This window comes from Microbulbifer sp. ALW1 (assembly GCF_009903625.1).
Lineage (GTDB): Bacteria > Pseudomonadota > Gammaproteobacteria > Pseudomonadales > Cellvibrionaceae > Microbulbifer.
The window spans coordinates 3799550-3821325 of sequence record NZ_CP047569.1; the positions used below are offsets into that span (position 1 = coordinate 3799550).

The following is a 21776-nucleotide window of genomic DNA, read 5'->3' on the forward strand; positions in this document are numbered from 1 at the left end:
ACACAAAAAGTGCGTAGCGTTGGCTGTCGCTCTGCCGCTGTTTGTTATGTGTGGATCTCGAAACGGAGCTCCCCACCTGTGATTTTGACGTCGCCGAAATCTCCTGACAGCTCAAAATTTCCCTCTAACATCGAAAGAGAATCGATATTACCGTAATCGATAGTTCCATCTAGATCATAATTTGGCCTTACCGAGTTCTTGGATAGAAGGCCTGTAACTCTCTTTGGACCAATGATCTGCAAAGTAGCTTTCCGGTAGCAAGTGTATTCCGAGAGTTTTGGTTTTTTATAGTACTTTGATTCAGGCCAAATACTTGCTTCCAGTTCGAAAACCACCCGATCTGCTGCGCATTGCCAATCCAGAACGAAGGAATCATTTAAATCAATTCCTCTGAATATCTCAATTTGATTCCAGTTCATACTCGTCTACACATAACGCCGCAAACAGGGGCGCGCCTTAGCGCGTCCCGGCCGCAGGCCCTTGCTGCTTTGCCTTGTTAGCAGTTGATTAGTGCTGCATGACTTGATGAACAATTTCATGCACTCGATCCATTGTGATGCCATTATGTTGTTCTTGTGCCAGCGGGTGATCAGATGACTGTAAAATAACTAGCGGAACAACCCCAACTGGCTGAGTTTGTACATCTGCTTTCAGGTGCAATGTCTCGGGGTAACAAGGGAGATTTGTCATAAGCCAGCCAAAAAATGGCTCTGAATTCTCTCTGCCTTCAGAATCCCAATTCTCACTCATTTGGTCGAAACTTTGCTCGCTTAGAGAAACCCAAACCGACCAAATAAAAACCTCACCGGTATCTATAACAGGAAGCTCAATGTGACCTCTTACAAAGAAATGCTTTCCGTCAACAATACACTGGTCTGAATTTTCCTCTACGCGACCTTCGTACTCATTTTCTGGAACCATAAGGGACGCCGGCGATCTTCCCCCAAAACACATTGGAACTTCGCCAAGATCACAATTACATACTTTGCACTTGCTCATATCTGTGTACTGCTAACGCCCACAGCAGGGGCGGCTTACCTTGTGCGCCATTTGCGCGAAAATGGGAGCGAAGCGACCCGCGCAAAAGGTGCACAAGGTAAGACGTCCCGCGGAGGCCCGAAGGGCCGTAGCATACTGCCTGTGATTGTTAGAGTTGGCGGACTCAGAACCTGGAATCGTTCTCACAGGGAACGCCATCATTATCTCCATCCATTTTTGTATTAGGACAGTTTCTTATGAAGAAAACCGCCTCTTCTCGAGACGTCATTTGACTACAATGCTGCCGCCCATCGCATTTAAACTTTTGATATGAAGCCTGGCTAGATTTCACTGGTTCCTTGGATGGTGAAAGTTTGATTGTCTCCATACCATCTACGGAACGACCAACTTTCTCTACTTCGTAGTCTCCCCAGCGATCCCCATGAGCAGCGAATTTATCCTGGTAGAGCTTCCAGCCAGCGAATGCCAATAAGCCGAAAATTACTATTTTTTTCATTATTACCACTCAAAACTCTAACGCCCGCAGCAGGGGCGACCAATGCTATGCACATTTTGTGCGAAACTGGGAGCGTAGCGACCCGCACAAAATGTGCATAGCGTTGGGCGTCCCGCGGAGGCCCGGAGGGCCGTAGCAAACTGCCTGCGATTGTTAGAAGGCTTCATGGCACGGACCACCCTCACCATACGATATTACCCAAGATACACCTTCCAGCTCCGAGTTTTCTGCGAACTTAAAACCGAGCCAACCCACCCACGTGCAACCCTCTTTTTCAAATGGTTCCGAAGAAGTATATTTCTTTGCAATTTCGATAATTTCTTCTTCGCTTCTATTCTTGGCAACATCAGTAAGCATGCTCATTAGTTGCTTCTGTGTTTCTTTATACTCGTGCAACTCTTGGTCACGGTAAGTAAGAGTTATGCCATTATCCATAAGCGCGTAAAGCCAATAAAGATTACTTACAATCAGCAACACGCCCAGGATAACTACGATCTTCTTCATCTATTGCCTTCTAACGCCGCCAGCAGGGGCAGCTTACCTTGAGCGCGTTTTGCGCAAAAATGGGAGCGCAGCGACCCGCGCAAAGCGTGCACAAGGTAAGCTGTCCCGCGGAGGGCCGAAGGCCCGCAGCATCCTGCCTGGCTTTGTTAACTGTTGCCTGGCAACAGGTCGTAGCGCCGAAATAGAGCATAAATGGCATAGGCCAAAAGTACGTAAACTGAACCTATTACAACACTAGTCGGAACAGCGAAGAGTGCTACCACCGCAAGAAATTTTAACCCTTCAACTGCGCCTGCATCCATAGCCGCTAAAAATGGAAACACCACCAATACAACGCTTAGAAAAACAATTGGTGCAAAACTGACCAGAACCATCATGCGAACATCTGGCTGGAACCAAATGTAAGTTCCATAGGCAACTGCAAATGGCACATAAAGCCAAACCCATAAATCCTGGAAGTGCTCCAATGGAATTAAAGCCGAAATTACCGGCATTAAAAAAACCGTGAACAAGTACAGAGCTTTTTTCATGCTTACAGTTAACGCCGCCAGCAGGGGCAGCTTACCTTATGCGCGTATTGCGCGAAAATGAGAGCGCAGCGACCCGCGCAATACGCGCATAAGGTAAGCTGTCCCGCGGAGGGCCGAAGGCCCGGAGCTTTACTGCCTGGCATTGTTATGTGCGCGCTTAGGGAGGAGATCTGAAAGCTGGTATAAATGTGGCAATGGACCACAAGTAATTGGCTCCCCATTTTTTGGCGAATATTCGTACTTTATTGAGACCTGCGCCTTTTTAAGAAACTCTTCGCTTATATAAATGTGTGAAATCTTGTACTTACTTATATCTATGCCGCTGAAGTCTTCTTCCGCAGGTCTTATCTGTAAATCTGCCGAAATATAGTTTTCGCTCTCATCTTCAACGTTCAATATTATGTACGAAACTGGAACCCCATTGTATTCACTCGGATAGTAGATGGTTACACCCTCTTCAAAAGAATTTTGCCATCTGTCCATTAAAACTTTAGGGCCGATCTGGTCTTCATCATCACAACCAACTGCCAACGGTACGTTGACCAGAACTAAGAATAAGAGGAGGAATCTCATTTTTATCTGCTCACATAACGCCGCCAGCAGGGGCAGCTTACCTTGTGCGCGTTTTGCGCAAAAATGGGAGCATAGCGACCTGCGCAAAACGTGCACAAGGTAAACTGTCCCGCGGAGGGCCGAAGGCCCGGAGCAAACTGCCTGGCCTTGTTACACGTTGACCCACCTTCCAGCCTCCGCAGACTTTACGAGCTGTGATACAGGAAGCGGCACTAGACCGCTAGGCCTATAACCAAGTAGTAAGCGTATGAAATGAAACGGCCATAAAAGAGGTATACCTTCCGGACCAAAATACGATTCCGAGATCCCGCTTATGTCGACGTTAAATTTCTTTGCATACTCCTGTAACAGCTCTACTCCATCGTCACCATCTATACCTAGGTCAAAATTTACTAGAGTATCTCTGGAAATTTTTCCCGGCTTTACCGCGGTAAATTCTGACACAAACTTTATGATCTCAGGTTCCATAAGACATGTAACGCCGCCGGCAGGGGCAGCTTACCTTGTGCGCGTTTTGCGCAAAAATGGGAGCGTAGCGACCTGCGCAAAACGTGCACAAGGTAAGCTGTCCCGCGGAGGGTCGAAGGCCCGGAGCAAATTGCCCGGCCTTGTTATGAAAGACCACGGAACACACCTACCAAGATACACAAAACGCTAACTATACCAAGGACTCTATGGGCCAGCATAAAACTGCGCTTACGACTTACCAAGAAAATAAGATAAGAAACTAACCAGCCAACGAGACCAAATATTCCGATATTTACTAAGAATGCTGCCCTTCCCTCTACGGCATATACATTCCCGAACTTATCTCCAAAAATAGCGTGCCCAGAAATCAAGTTTTCGAACGTGAGGAACAACAAAAGTCCCACAACGAATAGAACAGGAATCATCCCTACCAAATACACAAATTTCGTTCGCTTACTCATATTCATAACGCCGCGAGCAGCGGCAGCTTACTTTGGGCACTTTATGCGCGAAAATGAGAGCGAAGCGAACTGCGCATAAAGTGCACAAAGTAGGCTGTCCGGTGGAGGCCCGCAGGGCCGGAACGAAATGCCTCGCCTTGTTACAAGTTTTCACTAGAGAACCTACAAGTGCGGTTCTCATAGTTATAAGAGCCACCCTGGTCTAGACATCTATCTACTTGCATAAACTCCGAATTCATTAAGATAACTATAATCCCGTTTGCTATAGCAATAACACCGCAAGAAAATGCAGGAGCACCAGTAATGTAGTGACTCTCTCTACTTAACGGGAAAAGACTTCTCTTGATTTTCCTAGTAAGGCACCATCTTAGCCCTACTAAGATCATACCTACCCCGACAATCAATGCCCACCAGCTCATTTCTTTCTCCGGTTTCGTCAGGACTTGTAACGCCGCCAGCAGGGGCAGCTTACCTTGTGCACATTTTGCGCGATAATGGGAGCGCAGCGACCCGCGCAACATGTGCACAAGGTAAGCTGTCCCGCGGAGGGCCGTAGGCCCGGAGCTTTACTGCCTGGCATTGTTATATGCCTACTCCTCCAGCAGCGCATCAAGCTTTTTCTTGGCGAAATGTTGCAGTAATTTTTGCCCGCCCTCAAATACTACTTTAAATGGCGCGTCTTTGAACTCTGACTTTAGCTTCTCTAAGACTTCTTTATTTTCTAAGGAGCAAGCAAAATCATGGCCTAGTTGGGTTAAGCGAATTGGGATACAGCTTACATAGGCCATGCCGTCCAAGCTTTCGTTCATACCTATGTCGGATATTGTGTATACAGAACCAGATTTGGAAGCGATCAGCCGATTATCAATAGCAATTTGAATATGAAACACAAACTTTTCATTGAACTGATTTGGCTCGCCTTCAACTCGAACCCCATGTTATTCGAAATCTGGAACTTCTATATGAGCTGAGGGAGCCTCAAGAAAGACGTTTACGATTTTTGCTAAATATTCTAGATCTATTCTCATTGCTCTGACTCTGGCATATAACGCCGCCAGCAGGGGCAGCTTGCCTTGTGCGCGGTTTGCGCAAAAATGGGAGCGAAGCGACCTGCGCAAAACGTGCATAAGGTAAGCTGTCCCGCGGAGGGCCGAAGGCCCGGAGCAAACTGCCTGGCCTTGTTAGCGTCACTTGATCCTTACAAACTCAGCTTCAGGGAAGAACTTAACTGCAGCTTTTGCTATGCCTTCTGGGTTCACCCCACCATGTGACAAATCAACAACGCCTTTGTTTTTAAAAAATAGGCTAACGATACCCGCATACTGGATAGTGGCCACACTCCCTTTCTTCACATAAAGAATTTTTGGCTTGAATGGCCACGATCCGAGTGAAGCAGTTATTTCAATTTTATCTCCGACATCCCGAAATACTCGATTTTCTATGTTCTCGTACTTTTTGCTGCTTAGTTTTGAATTCAGGTAAGGTCCCAAGAATCCAATGAGTCCAAAAGCCACAATATTTATGATGATTTCCAATCTAATTACCACTGATCGCTAACGCCGCCAGCAGGGGCAGCTTACCTTGTGCGCATTTTGCGCGAAAATGGGAGCACAGCGACCAGCGCAAAAGGTGCACAAGGTAAGCTGTCCCGCGAAGGGCCGAAGACCCGTAGCATACTGCCTGGCTTTGTTAGCGGGTTCACGCACTGAGCGCCAGTAGCAGCACAGCAGTGGCTCCGAATTGCGAGAGCTTGTACATTCCGCGATCAATTCTCTCGATGATGGTTGAATTTTTATAGCTTTGTATTCCCCAGCCTCCCCGACCCAGTGACGCAGTAAGCGCGATAAATACGGCTGTTATTCTCAGCTGAAATTTGGTGTCAAATTCCATCCCACGGAAAGAGATCAAATACCAGATTATCAAAGATAGGAAAATAAATATTTGAGCAACTGAAACCCAAAAATTCTTTCTCAGAATATCAACTCTATCCTCGAAGCTACTTCTATCTTGTAGTTCTTCAAACCATCTTGAACCGAGAGCAAAGAACATTGGCTTTGAAAGGTAAACAACTATCCCAAGTATAAAAACCTTAATTCTTTCCATGCAATTCTCGATTAACCGCTAACGCCGCCAGCAGGGGCAGCTTACCTTGTGCGCTTTTTGCGCGAAAATGGGAGCACAGCGACCTGCGCAAAATGTGCACAAGGTAAGCTGTCCCGCGGAGGGCCGAAGGCCCGTAGCATACTGCCTGGCTTTGTTATGCGTGCCTAAGCTGCCGGAGATCACGGAAGCCGACAAAGACAAAAAATAGACTTAGTAGACCACCCACTCCAGGGTACACAACACTACCAGATAAAGTTTGAAACTTACTCAATACGTTAACGTTACCGATATTCAGGGAAACCAATTGGTTGGTACCGTCGAATGCTTGATAGTAGCTAAATACTACCTCAGAGCCCTTAACTAGTGATCTAGAAACATCTTCACTCCAGAAGCCCGAATACCGGAATTGCTCACCACCAACAGATACCAACAAAGTGTCGCTACCTTTACCACCGGACCTCAGCAACACTCTCTGAACTACTCCATGGGCTGATTCTATTTCTTTAGATGAAGGAAGGTCTGCTAACACATAAATACTCAATGATAGAAACAATGCGCCAACGAGAATTGCAGCCCACCCAAAGAAACTTGAAGGATTATCTAGTCGTTCCATTATTCTTACGCATAACGCCGCCAGCAGGGGCAGCTTACCTTGTACGCATATTGCGCGAAAATGGGAGCGCAGCGAACCGCGCAAAATGTGCACAAGGTAAGCTGTCCCGCGGAGGGCCGAAGGCCCGGAGCTTTACTGCCTGGCCTTGTTAAAAGTTGTGGGCTAGATGCGAAACTGCTTGGTGCCAACACGCTTAAACCTTGAAAAATATATGGCGGATCCAACAAAGAACCAACCCAACAAAAGCACTGAAAGTGCCGGCAGCCATGAACTTACTGCTAATGAATAGAAAGCCACATATAAAAATACGCTGCCTACGGCTGCTCCGATTAGCGCAGAAACAAGCCTACCACCGGGCTTTAGCTGAGCACCACATGACTCGCACACTAGCGAGCCACCTAGAAATGCAATTCGAGCCTTTACAGTTTTAGTTGCAACTCTAGTATTACAATCGGGGCAATTCAGATGCTTCATAGACTTTTAACGCCGCCATCACAGGCCGGAGGTGTTTGGCGACTTTTGTGCGAACAGCACAAAAGGTGACAAATGCCGGAGGTCATGTGCATGGCCTTGTTAAGCGAGCACAAAAAATGCCGAAACTTCCTGTAATGCCAAAACCTGCTAGTGCGATGACTAAATGTTTTTGATGAAAAACAGTATATTTGTTAGGCGATGTGATGAAAAGGCTGAAATAGCCCGATTGATGCCCGATGTAGATTCTTACGGAATTTGAACGAGAAAATCCACGCGTCGTGCGCGCGCCGATGTATTGGCCTTGAAAGGTAAGGGAGCTTTTATCAGCGCTTAACGCCGCCATCACAGGCCGGAGGTTTTTGGCGCGCCTTTGTGCGAATGCACAAAGCGTGACAAATGCCGGAGGTCATGTGCATGGCCTTGTTAAGCGAGCGCACAAAATGCCGGAACTTCCTGCAATGCCAAAACCTGCTAGTGCGATGACTAAATTTTTTTGATGAAAAACAGTATATTTGTTAGCCGATGTGATGAAAAGGCTGAAATAGCAGGATCGACGCGCGATATAGATTTGTCCGGAATATGAACGAGAAAATCCACGCGTCGTGCGCGCGCCGATGCATTGGCTTTGAAAGGTAAGGGAGCTTTTATCAGCGCTTAACGCTGCTAGCAGGGGCGGCCGACGCGTAGCGTTGGACGTCCAGCCCAACCCCGAAGGGGATGGGCGAGCCTGCCTAGCCTGGTTATGGCTGACGCGCTCCGGACCAACTACTAGCACTTTGCCAGCCACGGCTTGGCTGGCCACTGCCCGAAAATTACAAGGAAAGAATATCGCACTTTCCCCAACCTATTTTTATCTTACCGGCACGCCACAACTCTGCAGCGGACTGCCCTCTTCTATCGAACCCGAGCGAACACTCTAGGAACGAAGCTGCTTGAATGTGCCATGGCACGAAGCCAAATACTGGACACAAAAACTGTGCGTAAAAGCTTGAGACGCACAGATACTAATTTTTACCGACCGGCACCATAACGCCGCAATCAGACGCGGCTTACTTTGTGTGCTTTTTGCACGAAAATGGGAGCGCAGCGACCGTGCAAAAAGTGCACAAAGTAAGACGTCGGCTGCATTGCTTTGTTAAGCGGGGTCTGGCTCCTCACCCTTTTTTAGGAAGTGGTTTACTATTGAAGGACCATATTGATGGTAAAGATCCATAGCCTTACGAGTTACATACCGGACTAGAAAATAGGAAATAATAATCCCTGGAATAATTACCCACCAATTGAAGTTGTATTGGTCCGGGTTTCTGAAAATATGCACTACTGAACCAAGCCCTAATCCGCCTAGCGCGCCTCCCACCATGAGCGAAAATAGGCCAAGCGCTCCATAGATTGCTCCTGATACCCACCCTATAGCTCCAAACACCACGAAAAAGGCTAAACCAGCGAGAGCACCAACGGTTCCGCCACCCAAGATATCGGCGAACATTTGGAAAAATGATTTTTTCTCTACACCAAACGTAAGAATTATCTGAAGGCAGACCCACGTCGATGCACCAAGCACCGAGTACCTTACGATTTTTTCTGCGATTTTCTTTTGGTTCATTCTTATACTCGCTTAACGCCGCGCTCAGGGGCGGCTTAATTTGTGTGGTTTATGTGCAAATATGGAGCGAAGCGACTGCACATAAAATGCACAAAGTAAGCCGTCCCTTTGCAGCGCCTTGTTAAGCATTGAATCTTGCTACGATAGATTTACATTCGGACAACGAGATTTCCTTTGCCCACGCTATGGTTTTTTGTATTTCAGGCTCATGCCGCACCAGAGCTTCTTGAGACCAATACTTTCTAGATGGGCCAATTGGCAAATGATCAGTTTCCGAAGAAATTACAGTGAATGCCAAAAAGTCCTGGTCATTTTCAGGTATACCGACCTCAAACCTTAGGGACGCCAACTCAATAGCCCCCTCTAAGTAATGAATAGTGCCATCAAGCATTCCGCTTGCCACTTCCGCAGAGCGCTTACGCTTTTTCTCGATATACTCTTCGTGGCTCATTTTCATGGATGCTTAACGCCGCGAGCAGCGGCAGCTTGCTTTGGGCGCTTTATGCGCGAAAATGGGAGCGAAGCGACCTGCGCATAAAGTGCACAAAGTAAGCTGTCCGGTGGAGGCCCGCAGGGCCGGAACGAACTGCCTCGCATTGTTATAAACCGAATTATGCGTGAGATTCGCCAGCTTTAACCAGATCCCGCTTAAATAGCAAAAATACGACGTAAATAAGGCCAAAAACTGGAACGATAGAAAAGACTCCGCCAAGCACGGCAGCTAGCACCGGGGTTTCTGTTTTTCTTCTGCCAAGGTAATAACTAATTACAGCTATTACTACCGCAAAGATGGCGATGAACTGCCCGATAACTGTCAAATTTATATTCATAGGAGTACTCCCTCCCTCTCGTTACTTGGGTTTATAACAGTTAATTAGTAGGCGAGGTGCGCGGTTCCCCTCTGCCTCATATCTTTTTGATTCTTTGACGCAAGAATGCCCCGCAGCCCTTGAAGCGTCAAGATTTCCGACGATTCCTCCAAATCACACCCCAGGAGTAATCGATCGGCCTGCCCACTATCCCAACATTTCGGACGCCACCTAGCCTTTTGAAAAATAAGAATAAATTTAAAATTTACAATCAAGCCACTAGTTATGGGGCAGTGTAATCACTTGTAATTGGCAAAACCCGAGAACTGTGCAAAATACTGTATAGATAACCAGCCAAGGAAGTGCTGATGGAAGACTTGCCTCGCCCTATTCCAAACCCGCCTGTGCGCTTTATGGATCGCTTGCGTGCATTTATGCGCACCAAACGACTGGCTTATCGGACGGAAGATAGCTATTGCCGATGGATTCGGGACTTTATTCGGTATCACGGTATGCAAAGGCCCGAAGGCCTGACGACAAGGCACATCGACCAATGGCTATCGCATCTGGTCTGCGATCGTTCGGTGTCGGTGAGTACTCAGAAAGTGGCGTTGAACGCTGTGGTATTCCTCTACCGGCAGTTTTTGCAGCTGGATATGGATACACTTCAGTTTCAGCGTGCCTTAAAAGGGCGGAGGTTACCTGAGGTATTCAGCCATGAGGAGGCGACAAAGGTCTTGTCATTGATGACCGGCCCGGCGTTGCTCGCGGCATCCTTGATGTATGGCTCCGGGTTACGTGTCATGGAGGCGGCCCGACTTCGGGTGCGCGATCTGGACTTCGAGCGGCGATCGTTGATTGTCCGTGAATCCAAAGGGGATAAGTGGCGTAATACCCTGTTGCCTGAGTCATTAATTGGTTCGTTAAAGTCTCAAGTGGATCTGGCCATCGCGCTACACCGCCGTGACTGTGAGGAGGGTTTCGGGGCTATCTATGTCCCGGGAAGACAATCAGTCACGAACCGGGAGCCCGGTACTGAATGGCTATTTTTATTTCCGGCACCAGATCGCGCTTTGTGCCCGATTACCCGGGTGGTACGCCGGCACCATATGCGGGAACAACAGATACGTCGCGCGGTGCGCAGAGCGATTAGGCAGGCAGGTATTCCCAAACGGGCCAGCTGTCATACGTTCCGCCATTCTTTTGCAACCAATCTACTTATGGCGGGAACCAGTATTCGGAATATTCAGGAGCTGTTAGGCCACAGTGATGTGAATACCACCATGATTTATACCCACGTGGTGGGCAAGCACAAAGATAATGTGATCAGTCCTCTCGACCGCTCCAATAAGTAGTGAACAGTTCTTCGTGGGCGGGTAATTATATAGAGGAGAAAAAAGGCCCGCGATCGCGGGCCTTTTTTGCGGGTTACTTGATTCCCAGTACTTCCTTGCCCTGAATGAAGGTCACATCCACAGGGATGTTCGCCTCCGCCAGGCGATCCAGGTCGGCCTGCAGCTCAGAGCTGATTACGCCCATACCGTCCAGCAACTCCTTGGCTTTGGCATAGTTGCCATCGCCCTGCACGGTCAGGATCAGATTGGACAGCTTGGTCATGGCCGCCTGCATTTTCTCGAAGTCGACGCTGTACTGACCGGCCGCCTCATCACGGGTGAAGGCGCCTTCATTTTTAAAGAAGTTGAAACGCATCATGTTGGCCTTGCCGTGGGCGCTGGCGGCACCAAAGCGTACGCTGCGGAAGATACCGGCGAGGAAGGTGACGTAGTTGTCCATCAGCTCCCCCTCTTCCAGCTCACCTTTCTCATGCAGTTTGGTGATCATGTAGAGGCCAAGAATATCTGCCTTGCCTTCTTCCAGCGCGGAAGAGGTTTCTTTCAGTGCCTGGCGCACATTGCTGCCGTCGGTGACGGTTTTCTTGATGCCGAGGCCGTGGGCCACTTCGTGGAACATGGTATTGGCGAAGAAAGCGTCGAAGGTAATGTGCTTGCGCTGGTCTTCCGCGATCAACACACCGCTAATAGGCAGCATGATCTGGTCAAACTTGGCGCGCATGGCATTTTTCAGCTGTAGGCGACGGGTGCCTTTTTTCAGCTGAACTTCTTCGTCGTTTGGCAGGTTGATGGCGATGGTCTTGGAACCCGCGTTGCTATGCCCCGCGTAGTAGAGCACGTCGTAGGCATTCAGGTCGGAATCGGTTCCGGGAGTCTCCGCTTTGTACTTGTCATCTACCGGTAGGCCGCGCTGCAGTTCCGGCAAGAAGGCGGCGAACTTGGCCAATTTTTCACTCCAGGCCATATCTTTCAGCAGTACATAGGACTCGTAGGCGGTACGGTAGGCGAAGAGCTGGTCTTCATAGTTTTCGATGGGGCCAATCACCACGTCGATGCGATTGTTCTTCATGTCCATCCAGGCCATGTCACTGTCGCGGAACTGGTCGCTGACCAGCGCATCGGCGCGCAACTTCAGGTAGTTGGCGAACTCGGCATCCTCGGCCAGCTCGGATGCCTGGCGCAGCAGCGCGGCGGCCTTTTCCAGCTCGGTTTTGTAGGCTTCGGAATAAGACACCAGCTTCAGCTTGCCATCGTTATCGCGGCGAACCAGAGAGTACTGACCTTCCTTGCCCGGTTGCTGCCAGGCCTCAAATTCTTTCTTGGTCATATCTTCCGGGTAGAACTCTGCCCCCAGGGGCTTGTCGCTGTAGCCCTCGATAAACGGTTTGTTGTCGTTCAGGCGGTCCCAGGGACCGTAATTGATATCGGCGAATTTACGCGCAGCACTGTCGTCGATGCCGCTCAGCAATTCCTGCGCCGGGCCGTAAGATTGCTGCCAGAACAGTTGATCCATGATTTTGCTGGCGTCGATCAGCAGGCCAATCATCTGGCGTTGCTTGTCAGACAGGGAAGAGAGATCCGCATTAAGCTCCACCGGTGCATAAATATTGAACCGGGACGGATCCACCCCTTCAGCAATACCACCCGCCTGAGGTCCAGTCGCCGGCTGCGCAGCTTCTGGTTTTACGGCTTGGGTGGAGGATTCCGCGGATGCCGCGGACTCGGTTTGGGTGGCGGTATTGGAGGTGTTACTGGTGGCGGTTTTATCGTCACTGGAGCAGCCAGCCATAACCGCGAGTGCCAGTGCGGAGGCGGCAAAGATTGCAGCTTTCATTCAGGTTCCTGCCTGTTGTTTTATTGGATTAGCGCCCGGGGGCTTGGGAGCCACATTAAATGTGGTCCCAAAAGATGTCCAGCTGTCCCCGGCGCAGAGCCCGGTGGGCCGCATATTCGACTGCAATTATGGGCAAGGAAAGGAAATTACGTGGCGCCAACTGCGCAGGAAAAAACAATTCACGCCACGCGTGTGGAAAAGACGGCAATAGCACACATGGCTAGCGGGATGAATGCCTACTTGCCGAAATCTCTTATCGAGAAGCCCTAGGGCGCAGCGGTTTCGGAATCCAGGGACCGCTCCCGCTGCTGCATACGCCACAGTGCCGCATAGTGACCATCGGCTGAAACCAGCGCACGGTGGTCCCCCTGCTCCACAATTCGCCCCTGATCCATTACCAGGATCAGATCTGCATCCACCACGGTGGATAATCGGTGAGCAATCACCAGGGTGGTCTGCTCCCGGGAAATTTCCTGCAATGCCCGCAGTATCCCCTGCTCCGAGTGGCTATCCAGGCTGGACGTGGCCTCGTCAAACACCATGATCGGCGGGTGCTTTAGCAGGGCCCGGGCAATGGCTACCCGCTGCTTTTCGCCGCCAGAAAGTTTCAGGCCACGCTCACCAACCATGGTATCCGCGCCTTCCGGCAACTGGGCAATAAAGTCATCCAGCTGGGCGTGACGGATGGCTTCCATAACCTCGTCATCACTTGCGCCAACACGGCCGTATCGTACATTCTCCAGGATCGATTGATTGAACAGCACCGTATCCTGCGGCACTACCCCGATGGTGCTGCGCAGGGAGTCCTGGCTGACTTCACGGATATCCTGACCATCCACCACGATGCTGCCAGTGTCGACGTCGTAAAAGCGAAACAGCAGCTTGAACAAGGTGGACTTGCCTGCACCGCTGGCACCCACGATGGCCACCTTCTGCCGGGGCGCTACGGTAAAGCTGACGCCTTTCAGGATTTCCCGATCCGGGCCATAGCCGAAATACACGTCGCGAAACTCGATGGCACCGCGCTCGACCTCAAGCTCGGTTGCATTTTCACGGTCCTCGATCTTCGGTTTGACGTCGAGAATCGAAAACATTTTTTCAATATTGGCCAGTGCGCCCTTCATTTCCCGATAAACAAAACCCAGGAAATTCAGCGGAATGAAGATCTGCATCATGATGGCGTTTATCAGCACAAAGTCACCAATGGTCATGGTGCCCCTGGTGACATTGACTGCCGCCATCACCATGGCACCGCACATGGCGGCCGCGATGATCAGGGCCTGGCCCGCGTTCAGCCCGAACAGCGACAGGCGACTCTTGCGCCGGGCCTGCTCCCATACCGCCAGCTCCCTGTCGTAGTGACTGGCTTCATGCCGCTCGTTGCCGAAGTATTTGACGGTTTCGTAATTCAGCAGGCTATCGACCGCGCGACTGCTGCTCTGGGATTCCGCCTGGTTCAGCTCCCGCACAAAGCGGGTGCGCCACTCGGTGGCAACCACGGAAAAACCGATATAGGCTGCCACCGCCCCCAGTACTAGCAGGGCAAAACTGGCGCTGTAGTTCCACCACAACAAGCCCACCACCATCAGGATTTCCACCAGGGTGGGTACTATGTTGAACACCATAAAGCGCATCAGAAACCCGATGCCGGAATTACCCCGTTCAATATCCCGCGACAGGCCGCCGGTGCGGCGGTTGAGGTGATAGTCCAGGTCCAGGCGGTGCAGGTGCTGGAAGACTTCCAACCCTACCCGGCGCTGGGCGCGCTCGGTCACGCGGCCGAAAATAGTGTCTCGCAGTTCGCCAAACAGCACCGAGGAAAAGCGCACAAAGCCGTAGGCCAGCAGTAGACCGAGCGGCAGCGCAATGGCCGCAGCCGCACCGCCGGCCCGATCCAGGTCATCGACAATATGTTTCAGCAGGAACGGCAGCCCCACACTGGCCGCCTTGGCGCCAATGAGGCACAGCAATGCCAGCAGCACCGGGCGCTTGAATTCCAGCAGATAGGGAAACAGGGTTTTGAGGGCGCTCCAGTGGACATCTTCCAGAGCGACGGCGGACTTGGGTCTGGGCATGGTCAATCTCGGCAAAACAGGCGCGCAGTATAACCGACCATCGACTCCTGATTGGGCGGGAACCTAGCTCAGCGCCCTGACCGGAACGTCATCCCGGCGCCCGATGGGAACGTCCAGCACCCGCACCAGGAATTCCGTCAACACACCGGCCGTAAAGCCCCAGATTTCGTAGCCCTGGTACTCGTAGGCCGGCAGGTAGATACGCCGCTGGTCGATGGTGATACGGTCAGTGCGAATCCGTGGATCATCAAAGAACCATGAAAGGGGTACACGAAAGATGGCGTCCAGCTCCCCGGGATTTGGGGTAAGTGTCGCATCGGCAGGCACTATGCCAAGCCAGGGGGTTACTTCCACCTGCCAGCGGGTACTGCGCGTCCACAAGGGGCCAAGAACCCTTACCTGATCCGCAGGCAGGCCTATTTCCTCGTGAGTCTCCCGTAGTGCGGTGTATTCGAGGGAAGGATCAGTATCGTCCCAGCGACCACCGGGCAGGGATACTTCGCCGGAGTGGCTGGACAACTGTTGGGAGCGCAAGGTCAGGATGACCTGTGGGTCGGGCTCATCGGTCAGTGCCAGCAATACGGCAGCGTGGCCGTGCAGGTTCGGGCCTTTTGGCACCCGCACCCGCAGCTCGTCGTTCACTGCAGAAAACTTGCGTTCAATAATATCCAGCATTGTGTGCTTCTAATACCGCTGCCACTCTTTCTAACACTATACCGCTGCGGAATGAATTGACCAGTACAGTGATTAACCGGACCAAGCGCATTGAAAGTCATGGCGTAAGCCTCTGACCGAGTCGCTGCTTAAGTCATTACGTCGTCCGCACCGACATCCTTGGGCTGGTGCCCGCCTTTCAGCTTCTCCCGCACGCCTTGCACCAGGCCGTAGTAAATGGGGACAAGGAAGGTTGAAAAGATACTTGCAGCAACCATGCCACCAAACACTGCCAGCCCAAGAGATACGCGGCTGGCTGCGCCAGCGCCTGAAGCGATGACCAGTGGAAAGATCCCCAGGATGAATGACATCGCCGTCATCAGCACAGCGCGAAACCGCAGGCGTGTGGCCTCCAGCGCAGCCTCTTCTACTGATTTCCCCTGATCCCGCTGCAACATGGCAAATTCCACCATAAGAATCGCCGTCTTCGCAGACATGGCGATTAGTAGCACCAGGCCAATCTGGGTATAGAGGTTGCTGTCGTGCCCCACCAGCCAGCACGCCAGTAAACCGCCGGCAATGGCAATGGGGATCGCGAGCAGTACCGCGATGGGAATGGACCAGCTCTCGTACTGGGCCACGAGAAACAGGTAGGCGAACAGCACGGCGAGGGAGAACAGTATCGGCGCCAGGTTGCCCGCGCTGATTTCCTCCAGGCTGGAACCGGTCCACTCATAGCTATAGCCCTGGGGTAGCTGCGCCCCCAGAGCCTCCATCGCCCCCATGGCCTCACCGCTGGAGTGGCCAGGCGCTGGTACACCGTTGACGCTGATACTGTTGTACATGTTGTAGCGATTCACCGTCTGCGGCCCGACGATCGGCAACACCTCGGTAACCGAGCTGACCGGCACCAGTCCACCGCTGTTGGCGCGTACGAAGAAGCCGTTTAGGTCCTGCTCATCATCGCGAAATGGCGCATCCGCCTGCGCCATCACCCGAAACATTTTGCCGAAACGGTTAAAGTCGTTGACGTAGAAACCGCCGAGGTAGGTCTGCAGTGTCAGGTACACATCGGATAGCTGCAGCCCAAGTATGTGTGCCTTGTCTTTGTCTACCTCTAATTGCAACTGGGGCGTGGCCGCCTGATAGGTAGTGAAAGCGCGGCCAATTTCCGGGCGCTGGTTCGCCTCACCGAGAAGCGCATAGAGCACCGCTGCAAGCTCCTGCACATCCCGTCCCTGCAGGTCCTGCAGCACAAACTCAAAACCACCGATAGTGCCAAGACCCGGTAGCGCCGGCACCGGAAACGCCTGAATCTGGGCCTCGGGAACCCCGGCACCCATCTGCTGCACTTTGCCGAGAATCGCAAATTGGTTCAATTCCGGCGACGTGCGCTCATCCCACGACTTCAGGATCACGATCATAAATGCGGTATTGGAAGTCACACTGTTGGACAACAGGCTGAAACCCGGTACCGCCATCACGTGTGCCACACCATCCAGTTTACCGATGTTGTCACTCAACCCCTGCACGACATTGACCGTTCGCTGCAGCGACGCCCCGTCAGGCAGCTGCACGTTCATCATGAAAAAGCCCTGGTCCTCATCCGGGATAAATCCTGTCGGCACCGCGCTAAACAGCCAGGCACACAGCACACCCACACCCACGATCGTCGCCAGCCCGATGACCGGTCGCAGAACACAGAAACGCACGATGCCCACATACATTTTTGTCGCACTGCGCAGGAAACGGTTAAAGAACCCGAACACTCCCGTCAATTTCTCCCCGTGCTCCCCCTCGCCTTCGGTGGGGCGCAACAGCAATGCGCTGAGTGCCGGACTCAGCGTCAGGGCGTTGACACTCGAAATAAATACAGAAATGGAAATGGTAAGGGCAAATTGCTGATACATTTTTCCGGTCAGGCCAGGCATTAGCATGACCGGCACAAAAACCGCAAACAATACCGCGGTGGTGGCAACTACCGGGCCCGTCACCTCGCGCATGGACTGCATTGCCGCCTCTTTCGGCGTCAGCCCTTCGCCCAGTAATCGCTGGGTGTTCTCCACCACGATAATGGCATCATCCACCACAACACCAATGGCAAGAATCAATGCGAATAGGGTAACGGTATTGATCGTCATACCCGCCGCATACATCACCGCAAAGGTGCCGATCAGCGACACCGGTATCGCCACCGCGGGAATCAGCGTTGCACGCCAATCTTGTAGAAACACAAACACCACGACGATCACCAGCAACAGGGCGATCACCAGCGTCTCCACCACCTCCTTGATCGAGGCAATCACGAAATCGGTGGTGTCGTAAAGAATTTCCGATTTCAGCCCCTCAGGGAAACGCTGGGAGAGAATATCCATCTTTGCCTCGATGGCCTGCGCAACGCTCAGCGCATTGGCATCCGGCAGCTGGTACACCGCGATTACAGCCGAGGGCTTGTTGTCCAGCTCACCGAACGCGCTGTAGCTCAGGCTACCGAGTTCGATTCGAGCGATATCACTCAAGCGCACAATGGCGCCATCGGCATTCGAACGAATGCTGATCTTGGAAAATTCTTCCGCGCTTTCCAAACGCCCGCGCGCAATGATGGTGTACTGGAACTGCTGTTCTTTCTGGATTGGCGGCGCACCAATACTGCCCGCAGCCACCTGCAGGTTTTGCGCACGCACCGCAGCAATCACATCGCTCGCCGTCACATCCAGCGCTGCCATCTTGTCCGGATTCAGCCACAGCCGCATGGAGTAATCCTGGGCACCCAGGATCTGCACGTCGCTGACACCGTCCACTCGCGCCAGCTCATCGCGAATAAAGATTTCGCCATAGTTGGCCAAGAACAGGTTATCGAACTTGCCCTCTGGCGATAGCAGGTTCACCACCAGAAGAATGGTATTGGATCTTTTTTCTACGGTTACACCGCTGCGAGTCACCTCTTCCGGTAGGCTCGGCGTCGCCTGCTGCACGCGATTTTGCACATTTACCTGGGCGACATCTCCGTCATAGCCGCTCTCGAAGGTCACTGTCAGGCTGTAAGTGCCATCGCTGCTACTGGTAGAGGACATATACTGCATCCCCTCCACACCATTGATCTGCGATTCAATGGGGATGGCCACACTGTCCCGCATTACTTCGGCACTGGCCCCCGGAAAGGAGGCACTTACTTGCACCGTGGGCGGACTGATATCCGGAAACTGCGCGATAGGCAAAAGTGGCAGGCATAAAATCCCGGCGAGACTGATCAGGATCGAGATGACCAGCGCGAAACGCGGGCGACGGATAAACGTGGCACTGATCATTATCAGACCATCCGAAACAACGGTGCGATATGCCGAGAACTACTTGCCGTCAAAATACGCATCCGGCTCCCTTTCCCGTGTCGGATCTTCCCGATCCCGCTGCACATCCGTGTCAGAAGCGCCGGATTTTCTGCGCTCCTGTTCCGTTACTTCGCCTTCGCGTAATGGCATTACCGGGCTTGCGGTACTGGGCGGCTCTACCGTTTTTAATCCCTTGTACGGATTTAATTGGGTATTTTGCGGGGTAACCGGCTTTCCAGCATTCACCCGTTGCAGGCCGTTTACGATGAGCCGTTCACCGGCCTTGAGCCCCTCGGTTACTGCCCACAACTCCCCTTCCCGCTGGCCCAACTCCAGATAGCGCTTGTGCGCGATGTCCTTGTCATCGACCACGTAAACAAAGCGCCCCTGCATATCCTCCTGTACCGCTGCCTGGGGAATCAAAGGCTTGATCCCTTCCTTGCCAGAAAACACACTGATTTCCACCCGCACGAATTGCCCCTGAATCAACAGTTGCTCGGGGTTGGGGAAGCGCGCACGCACCAGCGCAGAGCCGGTGTTGGGATCGATCTGGTTATCCACAAATATCAGCAATCCCGGATACGGGTACATCTCACCATTGGGCTGTTTAATCCGCACATCCCGACGTTCTTGAGCAATCCCCTGCTGACGGCGCCGCTCCGCCTCTTCCTGCACTACAAATAGCCGGTGTTCAGGCACCTCGAAATTGACCAGGATCGGATCCATGCGCACGATGGTCGTCAGCGGCTCCGAATTGGGACCTACCAATGAGCCGTCGGTAAACTGGCTGCGGCCAATGATGCCCATCAAGGGCGCGCGGATTTCGGTGAATCCCAGATTGAGTTCGGCCGTTTCCACATTCGCCTGCATCGCCTCCATCTGAGATTGCGCAGACTCGTAGTTGCCGGTGAGTTCATCCATCTGCACCTTGCTGATGGCGCCGGTGCGCACCAGCTCTTGACCCCGGTGGAAATTGCGTTCCGCGATAGCGAGTGCTGAACGCGCTTGGGACAGGTTCGCGCGCTGATTTTCCAGCGCGGCCACGAACGGCCTGGGGTCGATGACATAGAGCAATTCACCCTGCTGCACCATCTGCCCCTCGACAAAATTTCGGCTCTCTATGTAACCCTCTACCCGCGGGCGTACTCGGTATTCGTCGGTTGCTTCCACCCGACCTACATATTCGTAGCGTGGCACCACTTGATGGGCCCGCACCGCGAGGACTTCAACTGGCGGAGCCTCGGGAGGTGGCGCTTCATTGCTCTTGTCCGAGCAGGCGACGCTCAACAAAGCGAGAACACCGATCACCAGTGGCAAACGAAAAACTTTGGACATCTACAATACACACTGCGAATTGCGCTGAAACTCATTTTTCAACTATAGATGGTGCTGAAAATTGAATTGGGTGTCAGGAAAAATCGGGTGTCAAAAAGCCCTACAAAAGTGTGATCCACCCGCCGCCCCATCAGGGAACCTTCATAAAGTAGAAGCGCAATACTTGGATCTCGCTTTTATTGCATGCCTACTTCTGGCACTTAAATGTTGATCACATCCAGGCAAGAACACTTCAGCGAGATAGGGAAACTTGCGCTAATCGCGTTCCCCGGCCATGCCATCGTTTTTCTCCTCAACCTGATTCTGGCACGCAATCTTTCTGTCAGTGAATACGAAAACTACGTTGTTGCAGCTTCTATCTACCTGTTGACTCTCACAGTCACTTCCCAAGGTCTAGACAAATACGCACTTCGTATAATGCCCGGAAAATTTGCCAAAAAGCAGAATGGACTCGCTGCTCACTACTTTCGGTTTGCGATCTCGCGCATTTTAATTGGTGCCGCCATCGTTTCCGCACTAACGCTATTCTGGGCTCAAGAGCTACGCGATTTTCCTCCCCAAGCCCTGAAGGCAATTTACTGGAGTCTGTTCGCCCTGCCGCTTGGCGCACTGACTTACTTCCTGTGCGCAGCGATCAGTGCGGCGGGTAATTGTGTGCGCGCCGCGGCAATAACCCAACTCATAGTACCCACACTGTCATTACTGCTGATTGGTATTGCCCTACTCTCACCCATCAGCAAATCCGGTGCGACTGGGATAATCTGTTGGCTGATTTCTTGGTGCCTTGGGCTTGCGCTCGCAGCCATTTGGCTCAAGCGAGCGTGGCCTGCAGATGCAGACAATTATGGCGGAAAAAAGATCAGTATTTCATAGCGGCAAGAAGCCCTGCCCTTCTGGTTTTATCGCCTGGCACTGAGCGGCGTAATCGCGCAAATCGCAATCATCCTGCTGGATTGGCTACAACCTTCGCCGGTAGCCACGGGGGCGTATGCGGCGGCGATCTCGACCGCCGCATTCGCCACAGTACTCGCAGCCGCCACCAATCGTATTTATGCGCGAGAGTTATCGATCATTTTGGAAACTGGTGAATACTCGGCCATCCGGCGCCTGCGAATTCAGCGCCTGCAGTGGCTGCTTCCCGCCCTGGGACTATTTCTATTCGTATCACTGACATTTGCAGAAGAAATACTCGGGCTTTTCCATCCCGATTTCGTCGCCGAGGGCGCCACCGCGTTCCGTATTCTGGCGGTTACCACCTCCGCTACCGTGGCCATGGGCGTGGCACCAATTTATCTCAAGCACCGGAAACAGAGCCGTATTATTTTTCCGGCACTGGCCGTGGCAGCGGTGACACAGGTCGCTCTGTTACTGATGCTGGTCCCCAGACTGGAGGCCACGGGCGCGGCAATAGCCTACGCAATCTCCATGGTGGGGCTGTATGCCTACTTCACCCTGGTGAGTTATTCACAGATGCGCGCTCTACACTTCTCCGGCAATTAAATCGCTATATCCCACCGTCGCTTCATAGCAAATCGTATTGGAGGATACAAACGCCAGGTCCACT

Annotated in this window: 22 protein-coding genes; 3 read left to right on the forward strand and 19 right to left on the reverse strand. The window is 52.1% G+C overall.

Going from position 1 to position 21776, the window contains the following annotated elements; translation table 11 throughout:
- Positions 1-44: 44 nt before the first annotated feature.
- The 14 genes from GRX76_RS15730 to GRX76_RS15795 all read right to left on the reverse strand — a co-directional run bounded on the left by GRX76_RS15730 (position 45) and on the right by GRX76_RS15795 (position 9654).
- On the reverse strand, positions 45-419 hold the full coding sequence (locus GRX76_RS15730) for a hypothetical protein (protein WP_160154175.1): 375 nt from the start codon (positions 417-419) through the stop codon (positions 45-47).
- Positions 420-507: 88 nt separating this feature from the next.
- Positions 508-999, reverse strand: a complete 492-nt coding sequence (locus GRX76_RS15735) for a DUF2199 domain-containing protein (protein ID WP_160154176.1) — start codon at positions 997-999, stop codon at positions 508-510.
- A gap of 163 nt (positions 1000-1162) precedes the next feature.
- Positions 1163-1495, reverse strand: coding sequence for an excalibur calcium-binding domain-containing protein (locus GRX76_RS15740; protein WP_160154177.1), 333 nt, complete (start codon positions 1493-1495; stop codon positions 1163-1165).
- Between the two features lie 153 nt (positions 1496-1648).
- On the reverse strand, positions 1649-1999 hold the full coding sequence (locus GRX76_RS15745) for a hypothetical protein (RefSeq protein WP_160154173.1): 351 nt from the start codon (positions 1997-1999) through the stop codon (positions 1649-1651).
- 146 nt (positions 2000-2145) lie between these two features.
- Positions 2146-2529: a hypothetical protein gene (locus tag GRX76_RS15750; protein ID WP_160153105.1), complete on the reverse strand. Its 384-nt coding sequence runs from the start codon at positions 2527-2529 to the stop codon at positions 2146-2148.
- A gap of 129 nt (positions 2530-2658) precedes the next feature.
- Entirely contained in the window at positions 2659-3102 is a 444-nt protein-coding gene (locus tag GRX76_RS15755; RefSeq protein ID WP_160153113.1) for a hypothetical protein, read from the reverse strand.
- Positions 3103-3252: 150 nt separating this feature from the next.
- Entirely contained in the window at positions 3253-3570 is a 318-nt protein-coding gene (locus tag GRX76_RS19510; protein WP_160154178.1) for a DUF1493 family protein, read from the reverse strand.
- Between the two features lie 1051 nt (positions 3571-4621).
- Positions 4622-4921 carry a hypothetical protein gene (locus tag GRX76_RS15765; RefSeq protein ID WP_201276843.1) on the reverse strand — a complete coding sequence of 100 codons (300 nt, stop codon included), beginning with the start codon at positions 4919-4921 and terminating at the stop codon, positions 4622-4624.
- A gap of 297 nt (positions 4922-5218) precedes the next feature.
- Positions 5219-5566 carry a hypothetical protein gene (locus GRX76_RS15770; protein WP_160154179.1) on the reverse strand — a complete coding sequence of 116 codons (348 nt, stop codon included), beginning with the start codon at positions 5564-5566 and terminating at the stop codon, positions 5219-5221.
- Between the two features lie 163 nt (positions 5567-5729).
- The gene (locus tag GRX76_RS15775) at positions 5730-6134 is read right to left on the reverse strand and encodes a hypothetical protein (RefSeq protein ID WP_160154180.1); all 405 of its coding nucleotides are present in this window, start codon (positions 6132-6134) and stop codon (positions 5730-5732) included.
- Between the two features lie 154 nt (positions 6135-6288).
- Positions 6289-6747 (reverse strand): hypothetical protein, encoded by a 459-nt coding sequence (locus GRX76_RS15780; RefSeq protein WP_160154181.1) that lies wholly within the window; start codon positions 6745-6747, stop codon positions 6289-6291.
- A 1609-nt stretch (positions 6748-8356) separates the two neighbouring features.
- Entirely contained in the window at positions 8357-8824 is a 468-nt protein-coding gene (locus GRX76_RS15785; RefSeq protein WP_160153111.1) for a hypothetical protein, read from the reverse strand.
- Between the two features lie 121 nt (positions 8825-8945).
- On the reverse strand, positions 8946-9275 hold the full coding sequence (locus GRX76_RS15790) for a DUF2489 domain-containing protein (protein ID WP_236250411.1): 330 nt from the start codon (positions 9273-9275) through the stop codon (positions 8946-8948).
- A 160-nt stretch (positions 9276-9435) separates the two neighbouring features.
- On the reverse strand, positions 9436-9654 hold the full coding sequence (locus GRX76_RS15795; RefSeq protein ID WP_160154183.1) for a hypothetical protein: 219 nt from the start codon (positions 9652-9654) through the stop codon (positions 9436-9438).
- A gap of 347 nt (positions 9655-10001) precedes the next feature.
- Between GRX76_RS15795 and GRX76_RS15800 the strand changes: the two genes are divergently transcribed.
- Complete coding sequence (locus GRX76_RS15800; protein WP_160154184.1) at positions 10002-10988, forward strand: integron integrase; 987 nt, start codon at positions 10002-10004, stop codon at positions 10986-10988.
- Between the two features lie 73 nt (positions 10989-11061).
- On the opposite strand, the gene GRX76_RS15805 is transcribed toward GRX76_RS15800, so the two are convergent.
- The 5 genes from GRX76_RS15805 to GRX76_RS15825 form a co-directional block, all read right to left on the reverse strand.
- Positions 11062-12819: a Zn-dependent hydrolase gene (locus tag GRX76_RS15805; protein WP_160154185.1), complete on the reverse strand. Its 1758-nt coding sequence runs from the start codon at positions 12817-12819 to the stop codon at positions 11062-11064.
- 266 nt (positions 12820-13085) lie between these two features.
- Positions 13086-14894: an ABC transporter ATP-binding protein/permease gene (locus GRX76_RS15810; protein ID WP_160154186.1), complete on the reverse strand. Its 1809-nt coding sequence runs from the start codon at positions 14892-14894 to the stop codon at positions 13086-13088.
- Positions 14895-14957: 63 nt separating this feature from the next.
- The gene (locus GRX76_RS15815; RefSeq protein WP_160154187.1) at positions 14958-15569 is read right to left on the reverse strand and encodes a CoA pyrophosphatase; all 612 of its coding nucleotides are present in this window, start codon (positions 15567-15569) and stop codon (positions 14958-14960) included.
- A gap of 128 nt (positions 15570-15697) precedes the next feature.
- Positions 15698-18856 carry an efflux RND transporter permease subunit gene (locus tag GRX76_RS15820; RefSeq protein ID WP_160154188.1) on the reverse strand — a complete coding sequence of 1053 codons (3159 nt, stop codon included), beginning with the start codon at positions 18854-18856 and terminating at the stop codon, positions 15698-15700.
- Positions 18857-18895: 39 nt separating this feature from the next.
- Entirely contained in the window at positions 18896-20212 is a 1317-nt protein-coding gene (locus GRX76_RS15825) for an efflux RND transporter periplasmic adaptor subunit (RefSeq protein ID WP_160154189.1), read from the reverse strand.
- Between the two features lie 204 nt (positions 20213-20416).
- Here GRX76_RS15825 and GRX76_RS15830 point away from each other — a divergent pair, with 204 nt between their 5' ends.
- Together GRX76_RS15830 and GRX76_RS15835 are read left to right on the forward strand one after the other, a co-directional pair.
- Positions 20417-21085 (forward strand): hypothetical protein, encoded by a 669-nt coding sequence (locus GRX76_RS15830; RefSeq protein WP_160154190.1) that lies wholly within the window; start codon positions 20417-20419, stop codon positions 21083-21085.
- A 201-nt stretch (positions 21086-21286) separates the two neighbouring features.
- Complete coding sequence (locus tag GRX76_RS15835) at positions 21287-21712, forward strand: hypothetical protein (protein WP_160154191.1); 426 nt, start codon at positions 21287-21289, stop codon at positions 21710-21712.
- Positions 21713-21776: the final 64 nt, after the last annotated feature.

Excerpts from the sequence above, each read along its gene's own strand:
- GRX76_RS15730 (WP_160154175.1), bottom strand. The coding sequence starts at position 419 with ATGAACTGGAATCAAATTGAGATATTCAGAGGAATTGATTTAAATGAT.
- GRX76_RS15735 (WP_160154176.1), bottom strand. The coding sequence starts at position 999 with ATGAGCAAGTGCAAAGTATGTAATTGTGATCTTGGCGAAGTTCCAATG.
- GRX76_RS15740 (WP_160154177.1), bottom strand. The coding sequence starts at position 1,495 with ATGAAAAAAATAGTAATTTTCGGCTTATTGGCATTCGCTGGCTGGAAG.
- GRX76_RS15745 (WP_160154173.1), bottom strand. The coding sequence starts at position 1,999 with ATGAAGAAGATCGTAGTTATCCTGGGCGTGTTGCTGATTGTAAGTAAT.
- GRX76_RS15750 (WP_160153105.1), bottom strand. The coding sequence starts at position 2,529 with ATGAAAAAAGCTCTGTACTTGTTCACGGTTTTTTTAATGCCGGTAATT.
- GRX76_RS15755 (WP_160153113.1), bottom strand. The coding sequence starts at position 3,102 with ATGAGATTCCTCCTCTTATTCTTAGTTCTGGTCAACGTACCGTTGGCA.
- GRX76_RS19510 (WP_160154178.1), bottom strand. The coding sequence starts at position 3,570 with ATGGAACCTGAGATCATAAAGTTTGTGTCAGAATTTACCGCGGTAAAG.
- GRX76_RS15775 (WP_160154180.1), bottom strand. The coding sequence starts at position 6,134 with ATGGAAAGAATTAAGGTTTTTATACTTGGGATAGTTGTTTACCTTTCA.
- GRX76_RS15780 (WP_160154181.1), bottom strand. The coding sequence starts at position 6,747 with ATGGAACGACTAGATAATCCTTCAAGTTTCTTTGGGTGGGCTGCAATT.
- GRX76_RS15785 (WP_160153111.1), bottom strand. The coding sequence starts at position 8,824 with ATGAACCAAAAGAAAATCGCAGAAAAAATCGTAAGGTACTCGGTGCTT.
- GRX76_RS15790 (WP_236250411.1), bottom strand. The coding sequence starts at position 9,275 with ATGAGCCACGAAGAGTATATCGAGAAAAAGCGTAAGCGCTCTGCGGAA.
- GRX76_RS15795 (WP_160154183.1), bottom strand. The coding sequence starts at position 9,654 with ATGAATATAAATTTGACAGTTATCGGGCAGTTCATCGCCATCTTTGCG.
- GRX76_RS15800 (WP_160154184.1), top strand. The coding sequence starts at position 10,002 with ATGGAAGACTTGCCTCGCCCTATTCCAAACCCGCCTGTGCGCTTTATG.
- GRX76_RS15805 (WP_160154185.1), bottom strand. The coding sequence starts at position 12,819 with ATGAAAGCTGCAATCTTTGCCGCCTCCGCACTGGCACTCGCGGTTATG.
- GRX76_RS15810 (WP_160154186.1), bottom strand. The coding sequence starts at position 14,894 with ATGCCCAGACCCAAGTCCGCCGTCGCTCTGGAAGATGTCCACTGGAGC.
- GRX76_RS15815 (WP_160154187.1), bottom strand. The coding sequence starts at position 15,569 with ATGCTGGATATTATTGAACGCAAGTTTTCTGCAGTGAACGACGAGCTG.
- GRX76_RS15820 (WP_160154188.1), bottom strand. The coding sequence starts at position 18,856 with ATGATCAGTGCCACGTTTATCCGTCGCCCGCGTTTCGCGCTGGTCATC.
- GRX76_RS15825 (WP_160154189.1), bottom strand. The coding sequence starts at position 20,212 with ATGTCCAAAGTTTTTCGTTTGCCACTGGTGATCGGTGTTCTCGCTTTG.
- GRX76_RS15830 (WP_160154190.1), top strand. The coding sequence starts at position 20,417 with ATGTTGATCACATCCAGGCAAGAACACTTCAGCGAGATAGGGAAACTT.